Origin of the sequence: Dolichospermum sp. DET69 (genome assembly GCA_017355425.1) — a bacterium.
Lineage (GTDB): Bacteria > Cyanobacteriota > Cyanobacteriia > Cyanobacteriales > Nostocaceae > Dolichospermum.
On record CP070234.1, the window covers coordinates 38,412 to 60,630 of the forward strand.

The 22,219-nt window shown below is 41.1% G+C and carries 18 protein-coding genes and 1 pseudogene; 6 read left to right on the forward strand and 13 right to left on the reverse strand.

Features of this window, described 5'->3' with window-relative positions:
• Nucleotides 1-100 precede the first annotated feature (100 nt).
• Both EZY12_26900 and EZY12_26905 read left to right on the forward strand, forming a co-directional pair.
• On the forward strand, nt 101-325 hold the full coding sequence (locus EZY12_26900; protein ID QSX70975.1) for a mersacidin/lichenicidin family type 2 lantibiotic: 225 nt from the start codon (nt 101-103) through the stop codon (nt 323-325).
• 148 nt (nt 326-473) lie between these two features.
• Complete coding sequence (locus EZY12_26905; protein ID QSX70976.1) at nt 474-2,018, forward strand: HlyD family efflux transporter periplasmic adaptor subunit; 1,545 nt, start codon at nt 474-476, stop codon at nt 2,016-2,018.
• 444 nt (nt 2,019-2,462) lie between these two features.
• Here EZY12_26905 and EZY12_26910 read toward each other — a convergent pair whose 3' ends face one another.
• Nucleotides 2,463-3,479, reverse strand: coding sequence for a zinc ABC transporter substrate-binding protein (locus EZY12_26910; GenBank protein QSX70977.1), 1,017 nt, complete (start codon nt 3,477-3,479; stop codon nt 2,463-2,465).
• 54 nt (nt 3,480-3,533) lie between these two features.
• Here EZY12_26910 and EZY12_26915 point away from each other — a divergent pair, with 54 nt between their 5' ends.
• Complete coding sequence (locus EZY12_26915; GenBank protein ID QSX70978.1) at nt 3,534-4,262, forward strand: metal ABC transporter ATP-binding protein; 729 nt, start codon at nt 3,534-3,536, stop codon at nt 4,260-4,262.
• Nucleotides 4,262-5,146, forward strand: coding sequence for a metal ABC transporter permease (locus tag EZY12_26920; GenBank protein ID QSX70979.1), 885 nt, complete (start codon nt 4,262-4,264; stop codon nt 5,144-5,146). The genes EZY12_26915 and EZY12_26920 overlap by 1 nt, the downstream gene beginning before the upstream one ends.
• Before the next feature lie 196 nt (nt 5,147-5,342).
• Here the strand turns inward: EZY12_26920 and EZY12_26925 are convergent, their stop codons facing one another.
• Nucleotides 5,343-6,446, reverse strand: a complete 1,104-nt coding sequence (locus EZY12_26925; protein ID QSX70980.1) for a precorrin-8X methylmutase — start codon at nt 6,444-6,446, stop codon at nt 5,343-5,345.
• 80 nt (nt 6,447-6,526) lie between these two features.
• Here EZY12_26925 and EZY12_26930 point away from each other — a divergent pair, with 80 nt between their 5' ends.
• Nucleotides 6,527-8,437, forward strand: a complete 1,911-nt coding sequence (locus EZY12_26930) for a heavy metal translocating P-type ATPase (GenBank protein QSX70981.1) — start codon at nt 6,527-6,529, stop codon at nt 8,435-8,437.
• Nucleotides 8,438-8,706: 269 nt separating this feature from the next.
• Here EZY12_26930 and EZY12_26935 read toward each other — a convergent pair whose 3' ends face one another.
• From EZY12_26935 to EZY12_26970, 8 genes are all read right to left on the reverse strand, one after another.
• A complete protein-coding gene (locus tag EZY12_26935) occupies nt 8,707-9,783 on the reverse strand; it encodes a hypothetical protein (protein ID QSX70982.1) in 1,077 nt (358 codons plus the stop codon).
• Nucleotides 9,771-10,742, reverse strand: a complete 972-nt coding sequence (locus tag EZY12_26940) for a GTP-binding protein (GenBank protein QSX70983.1) — start codon at nt 10,740-10,742, stop codon at nt 9,771-9,773. Before EZY12_26940 ends, EZY12_26935 begins: the two co-directional genes overlap by 13 nt.
• Nucleotides 10,743-10,945: 203 nt before the next feature.
• Nucleotides 10,946-11,707, reverse strand: coding sequence for a metallophosphatase (locus tag EZY12_26945; GenBank protein ID QSX70984.1), 762 nt, complete (start codon nt 11,705-11,707; stop codon nt 10,946-10,948).
• A 90-nt stretch (nt 11,708-11,797) separates the two neighbouring features.
• Nucleotides 11,798-12,607: a metallophosphoesterase family protein gene (locus EZY12_26950; GenBank protein QSX70985.1), complete on the reverse strand. Its 810-nt coding sequence runs from the start codon at nt 12,605-12,607 to the stop codon at nt 11,798-11,800.
• A complete protein-coding gene (locus tag EZY12_26955) occupies nt 12,604-13,377 on the reverse strand; it encodes a GTP-binding protein (protein QSX70986.1) in 774 nt (257 codons plus the stop codon). Before EZY12_26955 ends, EZY12_26950 begins: the two co-directional genes overlap by 4 nt.
• Before the next feature lie 17 nt (nt 13,378-13,394).
• Nucleotides 13,395-14,042: a GTP cyclohydrolase I FolE gene (folE, locus tag EZY12_26960; protein ID QSX70987.1), complete on the reverse strand. Its 648-nt coding sequence runs from the start codon at nt 14,040-14,042 to the stop codon at nt 13,395-13,397.
• A gap of 87 nt (nt 14,043-14,129) precedes the next feature.
• The gene (locus tag EZY12_26965; protein ID QSX70988.1) at nt 14,130-15,152 is read right to left on the reverse strand and encodes a GTP-binding protein; all 1,023 of its coding nucleotides are present in this window, start codon (nt 15,150-15,152) and stop codon (nt 14,130-14,132) included.
• Between the two features lie 72 nt (nt 15,153-15,224).
• Nucleotides 15,225-17,054, reverse strand: a complete 1,830-nt coding sequence (locus EZY12_26970) for a threonine--tRNA ligase (GenBank protein QSX70989.1) — start codon at nt 17,052-17,054, stop codon at nt 15,225-15,227.
• Nucleotides 17,055-17,688: 634 nt separating this feature from the next.
• On the opposite strand from EZY12_26970, the pseudogene EZY12_26975 reads away from it, so the two are divergent.
• Nucleotides 17,689-17,949 (forward strand): annotated as a pseudogene (locus tag EZY12_26975) (short-chain dehydrogenase/reductase).
• Nucleotides 17,950-18,064: 115 nt separating this feature from the next.
• On the opposite strand, the gene EZY12_26980 reads toward EZY12_26975, so the two are convergent.
• From EZY12_26980 to EZY12_26990, 3 genes are all read right to left on the reverse strand, one after another.
• Nucleotides 18,065-18,724, reverse strand: a complete 660-nt coding sequence (locus EZY12_26980) for a hypothetical protein (protein QSX70990.1) — start codon at nt 18,722-18,724, stop codon at nt 18,065-18,067.
• Between the two features lie 159 nt (nt 18,725-18,883).
• On the reverse strand, nt 18,884-19,243 hold the full coding sequence (locus tag EZY12_26985; GenBank protein ID QSX70991.1) for a hypothetical protein: 360 nt from the start codon (nt 19,241-19,243) through the stop codon (nt 18,884-18,886).
• 124 nt (nt 19,244-19,367) lie between these two features.
• Nucleotides 19,368-22,103: a DEAD/DEAH box helicase gene (locus EZY12_26990; protein QSX70992.1), complete on the reverse strand. Its 2,736-nt coding sequence runs from the start codon at nt 22,101-22,103 to the stop codon at nt 19,368-19,370.
• Nucleotides 22,104-22,219: the final 116 nt, after the last annotated feature.

Genomic DNA, 22,219 nt, shown 5'->3' on the forward strand with positions numbered 1-22,219 from the left:
AAAAATTATCTAAATTTTTTATAAAGAATAAGAATCATTCTCAAAATAATGTATAGTAAAAAAGAACACAAATTCGTGTTCTTAGTAAATCGAGGTGTATATGTCTACCAATGATATCATTCGCGCTTGGAAAGATGAAGACTACCGTGCTAGTTTGACCGAAGAACAACGGTTACAACTGCCAGAAAATCCTGCTGGGTTGATTGAACTAACTGATGATGATATGTCGTCTATGGTTGGTGGTTTGTTAGCAGGTGAAGTACATACCAAAACTTGCAACCATTGCTGTGGTTCTGCTAGTGCTGCGACAATTTCACTGGCATAATTATTAGCTAATTGTGCAGAAATGAAACATAAATATCATCAGAGTAATATTCTCTGATGTAATTTGTATTTTCGGTGCATTTTGGATAGCTAAATGTCAAATTTGCATGAGAAGAGGAAATATAAAACTTCTTCTCGTGCAAATTTTCATGTTCATTAAATTTATTTTTTTATTTAATAATTGGAGAAAAATTTTGCATAATTTTCAGCCTCTTATTCTACCTCCAATCAAAAGTGATGAATTTTTACCACCTATTAATAATTGGGTAAGAATAGGTGGATTATTACTTTTTTTCCTAGTTTTTATATCCTTTTTTATAGCGGCAATTACTAAATATAAAGTCACCGTAAAAACTCCAGGGATTGTCCGTCCTACTGGAGAATTACGCATTATTCAACCTGCGATTGAAGGCACTGTGGCAAAAATTTTAGTTCAAGAAAATCAAGCAGTAAACCGAGGAGATAAAATCGCTACTATTGATGATCAAGAATTGCAAAATCAAAAAAGTAAAATTCTAGTAACTAGCCAACAAAATCAATTACAACTTGTACAAATAGATGGACAAATTCAAGCTTTAGAAAGACAAATTGCTGAAGAAACTATTCGCATTCGTGGTTCTATTGCCTCTGCTAAAGCCGATATGAAACTTACAGTTCGTAACTATCGAGATAGAACAGTTACGGCTAATAGCGAAGTAGAAGAAGCTGAATCAAACCTGAAAATTGCCCAAAATGATTTGCAAAAGGCTCAATCTGAATTACAGTCAGTCCAAGCCAATTTCAAAGCCAATCAAGCGGCATTTCAAGCAGCTATTCTCAAGCGCGATCGCTATCAATCCATAGCTCAATCTGGCTCAATTTCCCAAAATCAACTAGAAGAAGCACAATTAATTGTTGATCAACAGGAACAAATTCTTAAATCTCAATCAGCAAATGTGGATATTCAAAAACAAGTTATTGAGCAGAAACAGCAAGCTTTACAGACAGCAATTGCTAAACGGAAAAAGGCATTGGCAATATTGAATCCTAGCAATGCAGTCCTCACAATAGCAACAGAAAAAATTACCCAAGAACGGGCTGCTGGTGAAGTTAGTTTAGCTAAATTAAAGCAAGAACAAAAAAGCTTAATTCAGAATCAAGTTGCACTTAAAAACCAAATTAGTAATACAGAAAAAGAACTTAAAGATATAGAAAATCAACTGCAAAAAACAGTAATTACTAGCCCAGCAGCAGGGACTATTTTGAAGTTAGAACTGCGAAATTCTGGACAAGTAGTCAGTGCTGGACAAGCTATAGCTTATATTTCTCCTAGTACAGCACCTTTAGTAATTAAATCCCGTATTAATGCTGCTGATATTAGTAAAGTGAAAGTTTGTCAAGCCAAAAAAGTTGCAGAATGTGAAATAGGAAAGGTGAAAATGCGGGTTTCTACTTATCCTTACCCTGATTATGGTACATTATCTGGGGCTGTAAGAGCGATATCTACTGATTCAACAGCATCACAAAATCATGGAAATACTACAACAACAGCATATTACGAAATTACTATTGAACCAGAAAAACTTTATTTAGAAAGAGGAAAAAAACAATATCCTATCCAATCCGGTATGGAAGTAACAGCAGATATTATTGCTGAAGAAGAGACTGTATTAATATTTATGCTTAGAAAAGCGAGATTGTTAACAGATTTATAAATGGTGTATCAAGAAATAATTTAAATGGCTATCAATCGTAGGTATTTAAATATATAAATGCTATTAATTGAAGGGTACGTCAGACTGGCTAAATCTTGCAAATAAACAAATTCTTGACATCTGATGCACCCTACTAATGTGCCAGTTGCGTAAGTCTTGATTCTGTAAATCCTGAGAAGGCTATACCACCCTATCAGACAATAGTGCATTTTAAATTCACCCTAATACTTATAAAGATAACATCCTTATTTCCATACAGCACTTCCCGCTTTATGGTCGGTCGATTTTTCGTAAGTTTGTTGATAGTTTTTTATATCGGCTTTGGTAGTAATCTAATTAATCAAGAGCCAACTTTTGGACAGTCTTCAGCGAATAAAAATATCATTGTGGCGATGACAACCAGCATTGAGGATAGTGGGCTCCTAGATGATTTATAGGTTCCGATCATTTAGGACCAAACGCTGTATACTTACCTCCTAAACCTTCCACAATTGTGCGTGTATTAGCAATCAACATTCCTTGGTAAGTCTCACCCTCTGTCCCCTTTTCGCCCAAACCATCAGCAAACAATTCTCTGTCTGAAACCTTAACTTTTGCCTCTTTTGCTACCGCCTGTATGAGTTTCGGGTTAATCGTTGTCTCTGCAAAAATTGTTAGTACACCCTGTTTTTTAATATCCTTTGATAATGCACCTACCCGCGCAGGTGTCGGCGCTTCTTCTGTGCTAATACCTCCTAGCGCCCCTTCAATGGGAATTCCATAAGCTTTGGAATAGTAACCGAAAGCATCATGGGTGGTAACTAATTTGCGTTGCTTGGGTGGAATTGTGGCTATTTCTGATTTAATCCAGGTATCTATCTGACTAATTTGATTTGTGAGTTTTTGCGTGTTGCTAGTATAAGTTGCAGCATTATTTGGGGCTATTTTCCCTAACTCTTGAGAAATCGTCTGGGCGATCGCTATGCCATTCTGGGCATTTTGCCATACATGAGGGTCGGTAACAGTTTTACCATCCTCGTTAAACTGCTGAGGTTGGGGGACTGCAACTTCATTTACAGCCACCTTGGGAGCGGAATTTGAAGTAGCTTTAATTAACTTGATTAAACCTGGTTCAAAATCGTAGCCACCGTAGAGGATTAACTTTGCTTGCTCAATTGCTTTGCTATCATCAGGCTTAGGTTGATATACATGGGGATCTGAGCCTGGATCGATTAAACACTTGAGGTCAATAGTATCACCTGCGATTTCTTTAGTTAAGCCACAAGCAATGGTATTGGTAGCGACCACTAACGGTTTACTACTGGCTTCTGGCGCTGGTGAAGTCCCCGTTTGAATAGCAGACGCATTATCACCGGGCGTGGGAGTCGATTGACTGGTTTGGGATGTTGGACTACATCCAAGTACTCCACAGGTTAAGGCAAGAGCCGCTAAGGATTTCAATTGCAGTTTGTAAGATATCATAAATCTGATGACTTAAATTATATTGATTATCATTATCATATAAATGGTAGATTTATGTTAGAAGTTAAAAATTTAGCTGTAAATTACCGGGGAGTCACGGCGGTTGAGGATGTGAGTTTCCGTTCCTTACCGGGACAAATTGTGGGTGTGATTGGCCCCAATGGTGCTGGTAAAAGCACGATGGTGAAGGCGATTTTGGGCTTAGTACCAACCACGAGTGGAGTTGTAAAATTTCGCGATCGCGCTTTGAAACAGCAATTAAATTCTGTTGCGTATGTACCACAGCGATCGCAAATTGACTGGGATTATCCCATAACAGTCTGGAATGTAGTGCTGATGGCGCGGACTGTTCATACAGGCTGGTTTCGCGCACCTTCACGATCATCTCAAGAAATAGTCAAAGATGCTTTGGTGAGAGTGGGGATATTAGAGTTGCGATCGCGTCAAATTGGAGAGTTATCAGGCGGACAGCAACAGCGAGTATTTTTAGCAAGAGCTTTAGCACAACAAGCCGAATTATTATTCTTTGATGAGCCGTTTGTTGGAGTTGATAAAAAGACAGAAGCCATAATATTTGAGGTATTTGAAGAACTAAAATCTCAAGGCAAGATTTTGCTGGTAGTTACTCATGATTTAGGCACTACTTTGACCAAATGTGACCAGTTATTATTGTTGAATAAACAAATGATTGCTAATGGTTCCATGAAAGAAGTAATGACAGCAGATAATATCCAACGTGCTTATGGAGATAGTATATTTATATTTAATAGGGAAGTAGTTTAATGTTGAATTGGCTAATTGAACCCTTAAGTTTTGAGTTCATGCGGGGAGCTATTACCACAGCAATTCTGTTGGGTATTCTTTGCGCTGTTGTCGGTACTTATCTCATAGTTCAACGCATGGGATTACTAGGAGATGTCATTGCTCATGCAGTTTTACCAGGACTAGCTATAGCCTTTTTCTTAGGGATTGATATCTTCTTAGGTGCATTTATATCTGGGACTCTCAGCACTTTTGTCATTACTTGGATTCAATCTCAATCCCGTATCAAAGTTGATGCAGCGATGGCGTTAGTTTTTTCGGGTTTTTTAGCATTGGGTATCATGTTAATTACCCTATTAAAAAGTAAATTAGACCTGCATCAGTTTTTATTTGGTGACATCTTAGGTGTAACTACAGATGATGTGAAACGGACTGTAATTATCACAGTTATTGTCTTGATTTTAGTTAAGCTATTTTACAAAGAATTGCTATTTTATACTTTTGACCCACTTGGTGCTCAAGCAAGCGGTTTACCAATTAATTTAATTCACTTTGGTTTAACTGGCGCTATTACCTTGACGATTATTGCTAGTCTGCAAACAGTGGGTGTTGTTTTAGTTATTTCATTGCTAATTGGCCCAGGAATTACAGCTTATTTATTAGTCAAAGAGTTACACCAAATGATGCAATTAGGTGCAGTTATTGGTGTGATTAGCAGTGTAACTGGAATGTATATAAGCTATTATTTAAATGTGCCATCAGGTGCGGCTATAGTGTTAGTTGTTTCCCTACTATTTTTATTAGCATTATTTTTTAGCCCTACTCAAGGAATTTTGACCAGACCAGAAATGGCTCATCAAAGAGCTAGGCTTTTTAGCCAGTTCAAATCTCAAAAGACAAAATGAGCCAGTGCGTTCCTGAGCCATCCTTTTGCGGGGGTTTCCCCCGTTGAGGGGGCGAAGGTGTCGCCTTGCGTCGGAATGTTCTAGCAAATCCAGAGGATGATATGAACTGGCTCATCCAATCTCAATTACTGTGGTGTGGGCAGGGCGATCGTTGAAGGGTTAGGCGGTGATTATACCGCATTTCAGCCGAAGTAGGTCACTTACCCAGATAACAGTGGCAATCTGGCTTCTCAATTAATGATTCCACCAGCGCATTCAGAGCGGTAGCGGCGAGTAACCCACCCCCTAACGTTCCTTCAACGGTGATAAAGGGAATGCCAGACTGCATTAGTTTACGCTTCGCCGCTGGGGCGTGACTGAAGCCAATCGGCATTCCAATCACTAGCGCAGGCTGAACGAGACCCTGGTGAATTGCCTCACAGACTGCCAGTAGTACTGACGGGGCATAGCCAATGGCGATCACACATCCGGTTGGAAGTTGCTGCAAGTGATCTTTCCAGTCAGGACTTTGCCAGAATGCAAGTTCTGCTTCGGCAGCACTGGTGATATGAGGATTGTCAATCAAAGTTTGCACCTGACAACCCAGGTGAGCCAGTCGGGTTTGGTCGATTGCTGCACTCACCGTAGGCACATCCACCACCACATGACACCCTGATTTGAAAGCAGTGCGGCTAGAAGCGAGAGCTTGGTTTCCCAATCGCACAAATGGAACTAAACTGACATCGCCACTCGCCAGCACCAGCTTGGAGAGCAAATCTACCTCAATCTCCGATCTGTCTGACAGGTCAGGCAGTAACCGCTGAAGCGATTCCTGAAAGGCTTCCGGATGGGCATGAACTTGAGCATCCAACCCACACCAAAGTTTTTCCAAGCCGCCCAATCGTGTCTGCGTTTCCACGTCCAGCAGCTTGAGTTGGGCAAGAACTTCGGCTTGGGTCGTTTGGCAGTGGCGATCACGCCCCAATAGTTCTTCTAGTGCCGCTGCCGTCTGCCGCAATTGACTAATTTGCTGAATGATGGTTCTGTACTGCTGCTGAAGTTGCGCCATCAACGTTGCTTGTTCCGCTTCCGGTTCTGCTGCCAACAGTTTGTGAATATGAGAAAGCTGAAAGCCTTGCTGTTTCAGTGCCACAATGCGTTGCAGCCGTTGCACATCCTGATCAGTATAGAGGCGATAGTTTCCGGGCGATCGCACAGGCTGAGGCATTAATCCCAACTGGTGATAGTGCCGCACCATGCGGGGAGTAATATCACTGCCAACTGAATCGGTCAGTTCTTTGATGGTGAAACCTTCAATCATCCTACAAGCTAGAAGCCAACACCTTGACATTAACACCAATGTCAAGGTTTAGCGTAGGAGAGTTCCTTCACTCACAGTTTATGCTTTACTCATTGCGGCTGCCCCTACTGGCAAAAATACACTCAAAAGCTTTTGTGGCTCTTCTCTGTGGCTGCTTGCTCCTACTCGGATGGATAGCACTACAGTTTGGATGGACTGGACTGGCATTGCTGATTCTGCCTGCTGCTTACGTCATTGGAGGGTATGAGAGTGCCCGTGAAGGGTTAACCACGCTCGTCAAAGAAAAAGAACTTGATGTAGATATCCTGATGATTGTGGCAGCTCTGGGAGCCGCAGGACTGGGTTTGTGGCAACAGGAATACTACCTGATTGTTGATGGCGCAGCGTTAATTTTGATCTTTGCGATCAGTGGCGCATTGGAAGATTACGCGATGCAACGTACCGAGCGCAGCATTCGGAGCTTGATGAGCCTGACTTCTGATACGGCACAAGTGTTGCGATCGGGCACAGAAGTGTCAGTTCCGATTGACCAATTAGAATTAGGCGATCAAATTGTGGTCAAGCCAGGAGAACTCATTCCCACAGATGGACTAATTCTGGAGGGATTTAGTACGTTGAATCAAGCAGCGATTACAGGAGAATCGATTCCGGTTGAAAAGACGATTGGGGATGAAGTATTCGCCGGAACGCTCAATGGCAATGGAGCCTTAAAACTCAAAATTCATCAACCGCCAGAGAGTAGCCTGCTACGGCGCGTGATTCGATTGGTGGAGCAGGCACAAACGCAGACACCACCTTCCCAGCAATTCATTGAACGATTTGAACATGGGTATGCTCGCGTCATCGTGGTAGTTGGAATATTGCTGGCAGTGCTGCCGCCATTCCTGCTGCACTGGAGTTGGGAAACGACGATTTATCGGGCATTGATTTTTCTAGTCGTCGCGTCGCCTTGTGCATTAATGGCAGCAATTATGCCAACCTTGCTATCTGGTATTGCCAATGGAGCGAGGCAGGGAATCTTGTTCAAGAACGGTGCCCAGTTAGAGATAATCGGCAAAGTGCGGGCGATCGCCTTTGATAAAACGGGTACGCTCACCACCGGACAGCTACAAGTTTGCCAGGTGATTCCGGCAGTGGGAATTTCCTCTTCAGAAGTCTTGCAAGTTGCTGCTGCCCTGGAATCCGGCTCAGAGCATCCAATTGGGGCAGCAATTGTTCAAGCCGCACAAGCCTTAGATTGGTCACGGGCGACCGATGTGCAGGCATACCCTGGTCAAGGCATTGCAGGCAGTTGGCGCAAGCAATCGGTGTTTGTTGGCACTGCTGCTTTTGTGAATCAGTCCATCGCTGATTTACCCGTTGAACTGGTGCAGTTTGCGGATTCGCTAGAGCAAGATAGAAAAACGGTTGTTTGGGTGGCTCAAGCTCAACAGGTTATAGGCATAATTGCGATCGCTGATCAAGTACGACCCGAAGCAGCACGAGCGATCGCTCAACTTAAAAAGCTGGGTATCGAGCAAATCATCATGCTGACTGGCGACAACCAACGCACGGCTCACAGCATTGCTCAAGCGATCGGAGTTGATCAGGTTTATGCCGAACTGTTGCCAGAAGATAAGTTGCACATCATTCGTCAACTGCAAACCCAATACAAGACGGTGGCAATGGTCGGGGATGGCATTAATGATGCGCCTGCGCTCGCGCAAGCCTCGGTTGGCATTGCGATGGGCGTTGCCGGCAGCGATGTGGCTCTAGAAACCGCTGACATCGTGTTGGTGGCAGATCGATTAGAGAAAATTGCAGTAGCCGTGAAATTAGGACGGCGATCGCACCGAGTTGTCAAACAAAATATCGTGTTTGCGCTCGGCTTTATTGTGCTGCTAATTGCGGTCAATTTTGCAGGCAATATCACTCTACCCCTTGGTGTTGTTGGGCATGAAGGATCGACAGTACTGGTAATTTTGAGTGGGTTACGACTGCTCAGAAATTAGCACAACCAATGAGTGAAATTCATGTTCTGCTTAAACAAGAGAAAATCATAATGGCAGTTGGCACAGTTTTGGGTGTACTTGGCAGTGTCAGCGGACTGTATATCAGCTATTATTGGACATTTCTTCGGGAGTGGCGATTGTATTAGTCGTCTCGGGTTTGTTTATGTTGGCATTGCTGTTCATTCCCTCACAGGACATCTGTGAGAGAATAGACTAAAGTGCCTTTTGTCAATCAGTTAAAATACCCAAAATAGTCTCTGCATTTAATGTTAACGGCGACCAAATCCTTGCCCCCGTGTACCCTTTGACCAGATAATTAATTCGCCGTTCTTTCCCCCAGCAGCCAGTTGCAATTCTTCAGGATGCCAAGATAGGCAAGAAAATCCACCATTGGCACCATCAAGAATTTGAGTCAGTCGCTTACCTTGATTCCACAAGCAAACTAAGCCATCAACTCCCGCTGAAGCTAGTAGATGAGATTTCGGTTGAAATTGAATTGATTCTACAACGTCTTCATGCCTTGCTAGAACTCTACCATCCCATTCCAAGTCCTTTTTTTCCCACACAACTATACCTTCAACACTAGATGCTGCTAACAAAGGAGCGCCTGATTTTGTGGGTGTATCTGACCATGCTAAGTGACGAATTTTGCCAGGGAAGCCTCGTATCACCCAAGGGTCGGGGTTATTCCACTCCAAAAGCATAACTGTGCGATCCATGTTACCAGAGGCGATATATTTGCCATCGGGTGACCAAGATACTACCAAACTTGTTGATTCAACTGGTAATAAACAGGGGTCATCGTCCCAATTCTCCACCATCCAAATCTTTACTTCTTGATAACCCGCAACCGCTAAACTTTCGCCATTGGGATGCCAGCTAATGTCTTGCACGGAGGAAGTATCAAAATTGAGGGTAGTTTCTATCTCGCCTGTATCTGCATTCCATACCTGCACATGGCGACCACTACTGAAAGCTAGTTGGTTTTTAGTGGGACTCCACGCCATCCGGTCTATCCAGGTGCGGTTATTTCCTAAAGTACTGACAAGTTCTGGCTCCTCTGACTGTAAACGCCAAATTTTGACCTGACCGTTTTGCCCACTTGCGGCTAGAAATTGTCCGTCTCTAGAAAATACTAAGCAGTCTACAGATTGTCCGTCATCAGGTTGTAGTAATTTGACTATTTGTTTCTCTAGACTAGAATACAAAGCCACCTCTCCGGCAGCAGAACTGGCTGCAAAAATTTTACCTTGCGGTGACCAAGCGATCGCAGTTACATAATCACAAAGAGTACCACGCCAGTACAGGTCGAATTGAACTTTACTACTGATGTTTAAACTAGACACGCTAAAAAATCCCTCCGTAGCTCGTTAGCATTAAGATTGCGACCAATGAACACCAGTTCATTCTTACGCTGCTCGTTGGGTTTCCAGGGACGGTCTGCTGTTCCAGTTAACAGCATATGCACACCTTGGAACACAAAGCGGCTATTTTCCCCAGCAATGTTGAGAATGCCTTTCATGCGGAAGATATCTACTCCTTGGGTTCGCAATAAAAATCCCAGCCACTCGTTCAACTGTTGCATATCCAATGCGCCTTCTGTTACCAAAGCGACAGAAGACACGGTTTCATCATGTTCGTGTGCTTCTTCACTCAAGAAATTGGGATCAATCTCCAATGCGCGGTTGAGGTCAAATGCTTTCACATCTAATAGTGCATCCATTTCTAATTCTGTGTTGTGGGTACGGTAGATTTTTCCCATCGCATTCATTAAGCGAATCCGCCTTTCCAACTCTTCTAGTTGTTCTGATGTCACCAAGTCAGTTTTATTCAGCAAAATGACATCGGCGAAGGCAATTTGCTCTTGTGCTTCGCTTGCATCCCAGTGCTGCCAGATGTGCTTGGCATCTACCACCGTCACTACTGCATCTAAAGACAGATGGCTTTTCATATCTTCATCAACGAAAAATGTCTGAATAACTGGTGCGGGATCAGCTAATCCAGTGGTTTCAATTACTAGATGGTCAAACTTATCCCGTCGCCGCATTAAGTTGCCGATGACACGAATCAAGTCGCCGCGCACCGTGCAGCAGATGCAACCGTTATTCATCTCAAAAATCTCTTCATCTGCATCGATAACTAGTTGGTTATCGATACCCACTTCTCCAAATTCATTGACGATTACAGCAACTTTCTTGCCGTGTTCGTGTGTGAGGATGCGATTGAGGAGTGTGGTTTTACCTGCTCCCAGATAGCCAGTCAAAACAGTTACGGGGACTGTGTTCAATGTTTTAGGATTTATCATCAGAAGGGAACTACTCTGTTAAAATGAGAATCATTATCTAAATATCATATCGTCTTTTACGGGTACTTCCTTCTGCCCATTAGATGGATGTTAAATTTTTTAATTTGTCACCAACGAGCGATCGCTTATCCTTTGAAAATGGTTGCATTGTGCCAATATCTGGCAAGCCTTGACAACATATGCACCATCGCCTTCTCAATTGATTAGACGCGAAATTTTGATTTTGTACTCTTGTGCTGGCTTTGAAATCCCTTACTATTCCCGTAATAAACAGTCTTGAATTCCACCTGATTCGTTCCGGGGTTATACAAAGTATAGGTAGCTTGATTTAGTGTCCGTCCCACATTCCCCACCCCAATTACTTGACGCGGGCTAACGGTGACAGTTTGAGGGGGCGCTTGCTTATCAAGAGTGGTGAGTCCACTAGTGATAGAACCAGTTTGTAGTTGATACTGAAAAGTTAAACCAGAACGACCGCAGAATAAGTTATTTGCTTGCATCCTTGAGAGTCTATCAAGCATTTGAATTGGGGGAGTTTCTGGAGTCAGTTCGTCATCCACACTTACCGTTGAGCCGTGGATTAATAAACAATCTAATTCAAAAAAACCAAAGTCGAGGTTTCTCAACCATTGTACAGTTTTACGTGATACGCTATCCCACAGTAGTTTTACTGTATCACTACCATATTTTGCCATCAGTTCAGGAGCATCCCCAGTCGTTCCCAGACCATGCAGAATAAAACACTGTTCTTCCCACCATCCCTTACAAATCAGGGGTTCTAATTCTCCCTGGCGTGGGTTAAGCACTCGTTCTACCAACTTTTCTGCTTCTGGTCTTGGACCTACTAAATCGCCTAAAATATACAAAGCTTTTACACTATCACCCTGTCGCTTAATATCTGCTATTACGGCTTCATAAGCTGCTAAGTTAGCTTCAATTCCACTTAAAATCGCCCATGTATTCATATTTTTTTAAACGCAGAGGAACGGGTTCGCGAAACGTCTCGAAGAGAAGGAAAGCGCAAAGGTACGCAAAGGAAGAGGAGGAGAGAGAGATTACCTTGTGCAAACATGAGTCGGGTCATCTGCTCGTTCTGCATACTCCAACCCATGCGCTAAACGCCAAGCAAAAATTGGAGGTAAACCTTTTTCAATAATCGCCGTACAGGTTTTCTGGTAGTCGTAAGCCACTTCCCGTAGTTTGACTTCTTGAGTGTCTGTGTCGTAAATTACATAAGTAGCATTCGGTCGTCCATGTCGGGGTTCTCCCACTGAACCTACATTCACAATCCGTTTGAGAGGAGATGTAAAGCTGATTTCTTGTGCTTTTTCTCCTCTGCCAACACTAACTTGTAACTGACCAGCATCCAGAGTCCGGGCGTAAGGCACATGAGTGTGTCCACAAAATAGTACATCTGAATCTGTAGAAATTACTCGCTCTAGTGCCACAAAAGCGTCGAGTTGAGGTAGTAAATATTCATGGTTGCTATGAGGACTACCGTGAACAAAAGCTAAATTTCCTTCTTTGAGACTGTAGGGTAACTTGGTTAAGAATTCACGGTTTTCTGAGCTAATTTCCTTATTAGTCCACTCGTGAGCTTGTATTCCTCTTTTTTCTGCCAATAATGAGGGATAACTGCAATCGCAAGCGTTCAAACCTTCTACAATATCTTCATCCCAACAGCCAACGCAGGTAGGAATATCTAAAGAACGAATTTGAGCAACAACTGCATTGGGATGCGGCCCATATCCTACCAAATCGCCAACACAAAAGATTTTTTCAGCTTTTTGTTGGTCAATATCTAGTAATACAGCATCCAAGGCTTCGTAATTACCATGAATACATGAAATAACGGCTATCTTCATACTGGTTCTCCCTGTAATAAAATCTCTTTTACTTGTTGTTGGTATTGCAAAATCGCCGCGTCAGATAAACAGCAATCTGATAAGGTTTGCCTTAAAGTTGCTTCATCCAAGTTTTGTCCCACCACTTCTAGTCCACTGAAACGCTGGGGTCTACCTTCCAAGTAGCGTGGTAAGTCTAATTCCAGAAAATCCGTTTGGGGAACGCCAGCGACAAAATCACAGTAAAGTGACCTACCATCGTTCACGTCAAAAATGCCTTTGGCGCGAGTGACAATACCGTAAGCACCGTGGGTGATTTCGTACCAAAATTCTTCTAAACTGTTTTCGTCAATGACTTGACCATTGCTTGCCGTCCGCCATAAAGTTTCAGCATTACTGGCTTGGGTTGGTGCGCCGCGTACAATCTCCTTTGCCCAAGCATGGTATTCAGAGTCTTTGAGGTCAGGTGGTAGGACTGCAATGGTACGGTAAGTTAGATTATCTAATAATTGTGCTACAGATCCCAACTCCAGATAAAATCCCCACTCAATGTAAACCGCATCTGCTTTGGGTATTTGGTTGAGAAATTCGACTTGTTGAGCATCGCTAAACACCTGTAAATCAGGAAATTCAGAAGCTATGCGGGTTTGGTCAACGGGGACAGTCCCAGTACCAGGGCTGTAATAAATTATTTTGTCAACATCGGCGATATCTCGCATTTGTTGACAAACCCAGGTAGTTTTTCCAGCCCCAGATGAACCAGCAACGACAACAATATTTGGTATAGACATAAAGGTTTGTTAGGTGACTAAAACTTAGTATTATGGCGCACTAAATTCATAAACTCCTCACGAGTCCGCGCATCTTCTGAAAACACACCGCGCATTGCACTAGTTACAGTCCAAGAACCTGGTTTTTGCACTCCTCTCATGACCATACACATATGAGTTGCTTCAATTACCACTGCAACCCCTTGAGGTTTAAGTAAACCTTGCAGTGCGTCAGCAATTTGTAAAGTTAGCCGTTCTTGTACTTGTAAACGTCGGGCATACATTTCACAAATACGGGCAATTTTAGATAATCCTATCACCTTGCCATTAGGAATGTAAGCAACATGAGCGCGGCCAATGATTGGTAATATGTGGTGTTCACAGGAACTGAAAAGATCAATATCCCTGACTAACACCATTTCATTTGCATCTTCTGTAAATACTGCTCCATTTAGCAGTTCATCTATAGATTGATCATATCCACTTGTAAGAAATTTTAACGCTTTAACAACTCTTTTCGGAGTATCTTTTAGTCCCTCACGGTCTGGATTTTCTCCTAATCCAATTAGCAAAGTCCGTACAGCTTGCATCATTTCTGCTTCTGTTACAGTTTGCTGTTGCTGATTAGATAAAGATGAAATTATATCAGCAGCAGAAGTTAGTTCTGGACGAATAGATAGAGTCATTTTCTAAGTTTAATGGGATGAGTTATGGTGGAAGTTAATAGTCGAATATCTATTAACTAAATTTGCTCATTAGTTACTACTATTAAACTATAACAAACATTTGTTAAGTTTTGTGTAAATCTCATTAGTATCCAGTTTTCTGCCAACAAAAACGACCTGATTTTTCGGTGCAGCACACCATTCGTCAGCGTTTAATGTGTAACGATGTCCACTCAGTTGAAAGATATGACGTAAATCACTATCACTAAACCATAAAATACCCTTAGCTCGAAATACATTGTCTGGCAGTTCTTCGGTTAAGAAATTCTCAAACTTATGCACATCGAATGGTTTATCACTTTGGAAAGAAATGGAAACAAACCCATCATTTTCTAAATGTTCAGAGTGATGATGATGATGCTCATGTCCATGATAATGTTCATGTTTATGCTGATCTTCATCATCAATGGCAATATACTTATCTTTTTGTGTTAAACCTACATCTAAAATTAGAGGTAAAGCAACTTTACCATATTGAGTATGTAAAATTTTCGCTCCATCTTTCACATCATGGATGCAATTTTCTACTTCTTGTAGTTTTTCTGGGGTAACAAGGTCTGTTTTATTGAGGAGAATAATATCCCCATAAGTAATCTGTTTTAAAGCTGCTTCACTCTGGAAGTGTTCTTCGTCAAATGCTTCAGCATCTACAACTGTGAGAATCGAATCTATGTTAGTTAAATCTCTTAATTCTGGGGCAAAAAAAGTTAAGATAATTGGCAAAGGATCAGCAACACCAGTAGTTTCAATTACTAGATAATCAATGCGTTCTTCTCGTTCTAAAACTCGATAAACAGCATCCACTAAACCATCATTAATTGTACAACATATACAGCCATTACTAAGTTCTACCATATCTTGGTCTACAGAAATTAGTAATTGACTATCAATGTTGATATCACCAAACTCATTGACGAGAACAGCGACTTTTAAATCTTGTTTATTTTGCAGGATTTGATTTAAAAGCGTAGTTTTACCACTTCCTAAAAATCCCGTAATAATAGTAATTGGCATTCCTTGTTTGGGAATTTCAGGAATTGTGTTGGTTGTTTTTAAGGTGATGGTATTCATATCGAAATCTAATGGTTTTATTGGTTGAATGTTTAAATCAGTGTTATTAAAAGATTACTGACTTCTTTGATCCTAATCTTTTGCTGTTTGTAAGTGATCTACAAGTTCAGTTAAAGTCAGAATTCCTAAATCTCCAGCTTGTCTACTTCTAATACTCAAAGTTTTGCTTTCTACTTCTTTCTTACCAACAACAGCAACAACGGGAATTTTTTCCAATTGTGCTATCCGAATTTGTTTGCCTAAACGTTCACCACTGCTATCTACTTCTACCCTAAATCCGGTTTTTTTCAAGTCTGTTGCTACTGATTTTGCATATTCTCGAAAGTCATCACTTACAGGTAAAAACCGCAATTGTACAGGTGCTAACCACAAGGGAAAATCCCCTGCATAGTTCTCAATTAAAATCCCAAAAAAGCGTTCCAAAGAACCAAAAATAGCCCGATGAATCATAATTGGTCTTTGCCGACTACCATCAGCAGCAATATATTCCATATCAAACCTTTCTGGCAAATTAAAATCTACCTGAATAGTTGAACATTGCCACAAACGACCAATAGCATCTTTTATTTTAATGTCTATCTTTGGTCCATAGAAAGCCCCACCACCTGCATCAACAACATAATTCCAGCCTTTAGTATTTAAAGCTTGTTCTAGTGCTGTTGTGGCTAATTCCCAAACATCATCAGTTCCAACTGATTTATCAGGACGGGTAGAAAGATTGACCTCATATTCTTTAAAGCCGAAATCTGATAAAATCTGCTCAGTGAGATTTAAAACTCCTAATATCTCATCAGCAATTTGGTCAGGTAAACAGAAGATATGAGCATCATCTTGAGTAAATCCTCTGACTCGCATTAAACCATGTAATGCTCCAGATCGTTCATAACGATAAACAGTTCCTAATTCTGCCCATCTTAATGGTAATTCTCGATAAGAATGAAGTTGATGTTTATAAGTTAGAACATGAAAAGGGCAATTCATGGGCTTAATTTGATAAGCCTGATTTTCCACATCCATCGAATCAAACATACTCTCTTTATAGAAGTCAAAATGACCCGATGTTTTCCATAAATCGAGGTTTGCTATGTGTGGTGTATAGAGTAATTGATAACCAGATTCTATATGAGCTTTGCGCCAATAATCTTCAATAATGTAGCGAATAATCGCGCCTTTAGGATGCCAAAATACTAAACCACCACCAGCATCTTCTTGAATACTGAACAAGTTGAGTTCTTGACCTAACTTTCTATGGTCGCGGCGTAGGGCTTCTTCTCTTTGTTTAAGGTAAGCTTGTAGTTGTTCTTTTGTTTCCCATGCTGTACCGTAAATTCGTTGCAGTTGAGCTTTGGTTTCATCTCCTTGCCAATAAGCACCAGCAATATTTAACAATTGGAAGGCATCAGGATGGATTTCACCAGTAAAGTTAATGTGTGGCCCTGCACATAAGTCCCACCAATAGTTATTTGCTGGTTGAATGTCTGTGATGAACAATGAAGATTCTGGTTTACCAGTATCGGGACTACCAATAAAGTAGCGGGTGATTGTCTTCCCTGTGGGAATGCGTTCTAATATTTCTAACTTGTAAGATTCGTTTAATTGGGCAATTTCAGTGCGAATTTCTTCTCTTTGCACCTCTTCGCGGATGATAGGTAAATTCGCTTTGATTATTCGCCGCATCTGTTGCTCAATTTTGTCCAAATCATCGGGAGTGATGCTGACTGGACAATCGAAGTCGTAGTAAAAACCGTTTTCGGTGACTGGGCCAGTTGCTACTTTAGTCCCTGGAAATAGCTCCTGCACTGCCATTGCCATTATATGGGCGCAGGTATGACGAATCCGCACCAGTTTTTCACTGTCGTGCTGGCTTAAGTTTTCCTGAGACTGGGTTAGGGAACTGACCATATTTAAAAAGAATGAGAATCGTTATCATAGTAGCGCAAAAAAAGTTTGATGGTGCAACCTGGATGAAGAAAAGATAGAAGTGTTTAACTTTGGGTCCGTTATTGGATGGTTGCAATGGAAAATAGTTGGGCGATGGAATTCACACCGACACTAATTGTCGGTGGAAGGAAAAGATTGCCGCAACTGGAACCATAATATTGCCGGAAATGAGGCTGTAACACTCATTATTTCGTGAAGCGATTGCGCGGAGCGCAGTGCCGAAGGCAATCGCATCCTTTTTTGATGCATTGGAACCATAATATTGCCGGAAACCCAAAATGGAATTATAAGCTTGCCAAAAACAGGTAATCTTACGATTTGATTTTTTGGTTAGTGTATGATTGCCAAATGCTTATGCCAAAAGAGCTTCCGGTTTTTAGTGGATTTCTATCCGACATTTTTAGTCCAAGTTCGTTATCAACCATTTTATTGCCAAATGTATAGTCTGTAAGAATTAGAGACACTGGAAGGATAATATTGCCAATTTGAATTAGAAGCATAAGCACGTAAAAACGGCAATATTATGGTTCCACCGACACTAATACAACTTTCACGTCGCACGCCCCTGGTGACAGCTTCGCTATATCTACGCCAAATAGCACAGGATAATCTCCCGCAATCGGCACAAAATCTCTATGGTCAGTCCATGAATATTGTCCGTAAGAAAATGCAGATTCTCGCATCTGGGGGAATTTCTGCGGATATTGTCGCTCAGGCTGTTGTCCATGCGCTGACTGCAAAGCAGCCAAAGACACGCTATCTCGTTGGCAAAGATGCCAAAATCGGAGCGATACTGAAGCATATTTTGCCGGATCATCTGCATGATCGGTTAATTTTATATTCAATGGGTTTGTAGATTACTTGGGACAGAATGGCATGACCATGTTCAGGTCGCAGGTTTATATTGCTACCAAACTACGGTGATGCCCTAATTATCATCAGTTTTAGCCAATGACAGAGGTATTAGCCTTTTAAATACTGACTTCAGAAATATCAGCTAAATTTATAATTGATGATGTTATTTCCTGATTAATTTGATTTGATTGGGCATCATTCTCTTGAGGTTGATTCAGGAGTTTAATTAACCATCTTTCAGTCTGCCGATGATACTTCTTGTGCCAACGGATATTTAATCTTTGGGGTGGTTTCACAGGGTCTAATGCTAAAATTACAAGCTGCATTTGGTTAGGAATAACTGAATATTGAATAGTCGTAGTCCACAACTTTACTCGGTCTTGCCAGCTTAACTGAGGATGACGCACAGCCCATTCATAAAGTCTGGGAATACCTTGTTTAAATGCTATATTTGTGGTGACTTGAATAAAGTAATTATCGTTATTTACTGTCAAAGGTGCAATGACTGGGTTATCAACTAATAATTTCTTGCGAGATTGAAAGATTTCTGGTGCAAGTTCCTGTACTTGAGCAACCCATTGAGCAATTTGAGGATGGGCATTTAATAAAGGTTCTACAGGTAGTTGTAAAAATAATTGTTTCATCAGCAAATGGAAGTTATCTGCAATAATAGAATCAACAGCAGAGTGATTTGGATAATGTTTTTGTTGGGGAAATAAAAGTTGTTGCTGAGTTTTATTAATTTGTTGAATGTCAGCCAGATTAATTATTGGCATAGTTGGGAGAAAATTGCATCTCTCCCAGGCAGCGGTTAGCTGCTACTGTCTTTTCTAGTATTTTTTGTAATTACATTATTTCACTTTTTAAGCAATTGTTTATTCATTATATATTCCACTTTCTAGTTTAGTATGATTGTTAGTTTCTTGAGTTAATTACTATGCAATAGATTCAGATAGTAAGCCTGACATATCTAATAATCGCTCAGACCAAAGACCAGATTGTTCTGCAACTTCAGTTCGCAGTTTTTCATCTGCCCAAATATCATTCCAAGTTAATTCCCACATCGCTAATTGAACTTGAATATTCACCAATTCCTCAGCTTGAACAGGTTCTATTTCTGCTGCTGTCCACTCAATAAACCACTTGGTTTCTGAAATTACACTTTTCACCGCTTCTTTATAAGCAATCTGAGAAAATGACTTAATTCGTGCTAAATTAGCCGCTATATGTCCTAAGCGATTTGGTATATTGTTGATTTGAAAGCGGGTTTGTTTTTGATTTAAATTCTCGTTCATAAAAACCATCAAATAAAAGGATGATTGTTTTCACTTTACTATGATAACTGATAACTTTTTTAATCCTACCCTATGAGTACGTTGTTAAGGGTAGGTATTTCCGCAAATTTACCAACTCAAAATGTTATGTTTCAGGTATAGCAACTGCATCCAACAACACCAACCCCATTTGCTTCAATAAAGCAGTATTCCCATCAGGACAACCATGTTGAATTAGGCACTTAGCACAACCAGTATGACAATTACAATCTCGTGCGATCGCCCCCGCAACCTCCGCAAGTTTTGGCAGATGTTTAAACACAGCTTCAGCCGCACCATTGCCGCCGTCACTGGTATCATAGAAGTAACCTGTGTAATTGTTATTTTCCTCTAACTCCTTCACCACAGTAAAATTCACCTGTTTGGGGTCAACTCTAGCTACAAGCTGTAATGCTCTCATAATTTGATGTCCAAAGCTGTGGATAGCAATGAAGGGACTGGAATATTCCCACAACTGTTGATAACCAGAAGGTATCGGTTCTTTACTACGAGTTAAATTGGTTCTAGTTTCTTTAGCAAATTGCTGGATATATTCCCGCGCACTGGAGTTAATTGTTACTTTCACCATAGGGGCAGAAAACTGGGTGCGAAAAGGCTGCTCAAACTTGGCTTCTGATAGGGTTTTGACAATGACAGCTTTGCGGGTGAGTTTACGACACAGGGGACAACGCTGTTGTTGAGGTAAGGGTTCTTTATAGTTGAGACAGCGTTTATTCAAACAAGTCTGCTCGTAAATTTGCGTCATTAAACTGTAACCACTGGTAATGTGTTTAACTTCACCAAAACTCAATTCCAGCGTTAAATATTCCTGACAGTCTTCAACTTCAAGCAAAGTTGCAGGGTGCGAAATTTTCTCCTTTATTTTCTGTTCCTTTTCCTCCTTCACAGATTTTTCAATGACTACAATGTCAGTTTTGTGGGAAACTTTCCCCTTTATTTTCTGTTCCTGTTCCTCCTGTTTCTTTTCTTCCATACCATCTGGAGAAAACAATAATGGTAAATTCACTGGGTCAGTCAGCACAGTTAAACTACTGGTTTGTGATACCGTAGTTGCAACTGTAAAAATTGCTTTATCTGTTATTTGTTTTAAAATTGCTCGTTTACTGTTAAGGTCGAGAGAAATACATTGATAAGTCAGCATTTGTCCCTTAGTATCTTGGCGTTTATAAATGGCTTGAGGATGCACTTCTCGATAAGCGATATCTTCAGATATTTCCTCTAATTCTTCCCCAGAAATTGCATCTACTAATTTGATAGTTGTTTGCGATAAACCACCCCGAAAATTCACATCTTTGTGGGGATAACCTTTAGCCCATAAGCCATTTTTACCTTTGTGTAAATGTCCTTGGGCTAATAACAGTTTGGCAACATCAAAAGCGGCTGCACCAAAATAGTGTTTAATTTTGTTAGTGGGAAAGCCTGTTTCTGCGGCTGCACACATCAAATGTTTGGCTGCAAAGATGGGATATTCATCATTAAAAAACACTTCTTCAGATTCTCCAGATACCAGCATTTCTGGATGTTCTGCTACATAACAATCAATAGGGTTGAAAGCATTGGGAAGCAGCACTGTGAGTCCTGGTTGAGAACGTCCGGCTCGACCACTGCGTTGCTGATACGCCATTTTAGAACCAGGCCAGCCACGCAAAACACAACATTCTAATTCTGGTAAATCTATTCCTGCTTCTAAGGCTTCTGTGGCAATTATCCACTTAATTATACCAGATTGAAGTTGATTAACTACTTCGGCTCGACGCTCGGCAGTAATGCCACTGTAAAACGCGGTGACTTGATTTGATTTTAACAGTTCTGTGACTTCTCGCACACTCCGCCGGGAGTTACAAAAGGCGATTCCTGATTTATTTTGATTGAGTAAAAATTGAATTATCCGGGCTGTGTCAGCAGTTAAATTATAACTTGGTTGGGTGACAATAATTTGTCTGGGTGGTGAAGCTGCGCCACTTTTGCGAATCCAAATTAAGGGTTTGGGGTTGAGTTTAGTGGGTTTTAAACCAGAGATTTTCAAAGCTAATTGTTTAGGATTTCCACAAGTAGCACTTAGGAAGATAAATTGCAGTTTTTGGGAGTCACCACCGTAATGATCTACTGCTAGTTTAATACGGCGAATTAACCAAGCCATATTTGCGCCATAGCTACCGGAAAGGGTGTGTGCTTCATCAATTAAGATGTAGCGTAATCGTTGATAAAAGTTTGCCCAATTTGGTGATTTCCAAACTTGTTTGAGTTGGAAGTGAATTAATTCGGGAGTGACACCTAATATATGGGGTTCACTGGCAAGGATTTGTTCTCGTTCATCTGATTTAACATCTCCTGTGATCATTGCTAAGACTGGGCGATATTTGGGGGGGATGGTAGAAAGGAGTTGTGAGATTTTATGGAATTGGTCAAGTGCTAATGCTCTTAGTCCATAAAATGCTAAAGCTCGGTGTTCTTGAGTGATGCAACCTTCGATAATGCCGGGGTATGTGCTGAGGGTTTTACCACTGGCTGTAGGTGAGGTAAGGATGAAACTTTTACCTTTCCTAATTGCTTGTAAGGCTTTGATTTGATGGGAGTAAAGTTGGGTGATTCCTAATGATTGTAGGGCTTTAATTAATTGTTTTGGTAGGTCTTTGGGGATGGTTTTGAGGTTGGGTTCGGTGGCGGGAATTGTTTGTTGATAGAGTATTTCTTCTGCTAGAAATTCGGTGATTTCTGTTGGTTCTGGGGGATGGTGATTGGGGTGGGAATTTTCGGGAATGGGTGTGGTAGGTGGTGTCCACAGGCTTTGTAGTAATAGGCTGTAGTTGGGCGTGTTCATGGTGGTGTTTTTTGAACTTTGCCCTTATAAATCCCCCATTGGGGGAAGATGTTAAGTTGATAGAAGTAAACTCCGAATTTACAAAGTTATTTTTGATAAATGCCATAGTAATTTAT

Bases quoted from the DNA above. Each gene is read 5' to 3' on its own strand.
- EZY12_26900 (QSX70975.1), top strand. From the start codon at position 101: ATGTCTACCAATGATATCATTCGCGCTTGGAAAGATGAAGACTACCGT.
- EZY12_26905 (QSX70976.1), top strand. From the start codon at position 474: ATGTTCATTAAATTTATTTTTTTATTTAATAATTGGAGAAAAATTTTG.
- EZY12_26910 (QSX70977.1), bottom strand. From the start codon at position 3,479: ATGATATCTTACAAACTGCAATTGAAATCCTTAGCGGCTCTTGCCTTA.
- EZY12_26915 (QSX70978.1), top strand. From the start codon at position 3,534: ATGTTAGAAGTTAAAAATTTAGCTGTAAATTACCGGGGAGTCACGGCG.
- EZY12_26920 (QSX70979.1), top strand. From the start codon at position 4,262: ATGTTGAATTGGCTAATTGAACCCTTAAGTTTTGAGTTCATGCGGGGA.
- EZY12_26925 (QSX70980.1), bottom strand. From the start codon at position 6,446: ATGATTGAAGGTTTCACCATCAAAGAACTGACCGATTCAGTTGGCAGT.
- EZY12_26930 (QSX70981.1), top strand. From the start codon at position 6,527: ATGCTTTACTCATTGCGGCTGCCCCTACTGGCAAAAATACACTCAAAA.
- EZY12_26940 (QSX70983.1), bottom strand. From the start codon at position 10,742: ATGATAAATCCTAAAACATTGAACACAGTCCCCGTAACTGTTTTGACT.
- EZY12_26945 (QSX70984.1), bottom strand. From the start codon at position 11,707: ATGAATACATGGGCGATTTTAAGTGGAATTGAAGCTAACTTAGCAGCT.
- EZY12_26950 (QSX70985.1), bottom strand. From the start codon at position 12,607: ATGAAGATAGCCGTTATTTCATGTATTCATGGTAATTACGAAGCCTTG.
- EZY12_26955 (QSX70986.1), bottom strand. From the start codon at position 13,377: ATGTCTATACCAAATATTGTTGTCGTTGCTGGTTCATCTGGGGCTGGA.
- folE (QSX70987.1), bottom strand. From the start codon at position 14,042: ATGACTCTATCTATTCGTCCAGAACTAACTTCTGCTGCTGATATAATT.
- EZY12_26965 (QSX70988.1), bottom strand. From the start codon at position 15,152: ATGAATACCATCACCTTAAAAACAACCAACACAATTCCTGAAATTCCC.
- EZY12_26970 (QSX70989.1), bottom strand. From the start codon at position 17,054: ATGGTCAGTTCCCTAACCCAGTCTCAGGAAAACTTAAGCCAGCACGAC.
- EZY12_26980 (QSX70990.1), bottom strand. From the start codon at position 18,724: ATGCCAATAATTAATCTGGCTGACATTCAACAAATTAATAAAACTCAG.
- EZY12_26985 (QSX70991.1), bottom strand. From the start codon at position 19,243: ATGAACGAGAATTTAAATCAAAAACAAACCCGCTTTCAAATCAACAAT.
- EZY12_26990 (QSX70992.1), bottom strand. From the start codon at position 22,103: ATGAACACGCCCAACTACAGCCTATTACTACAAAGCCTGTGGACACCA.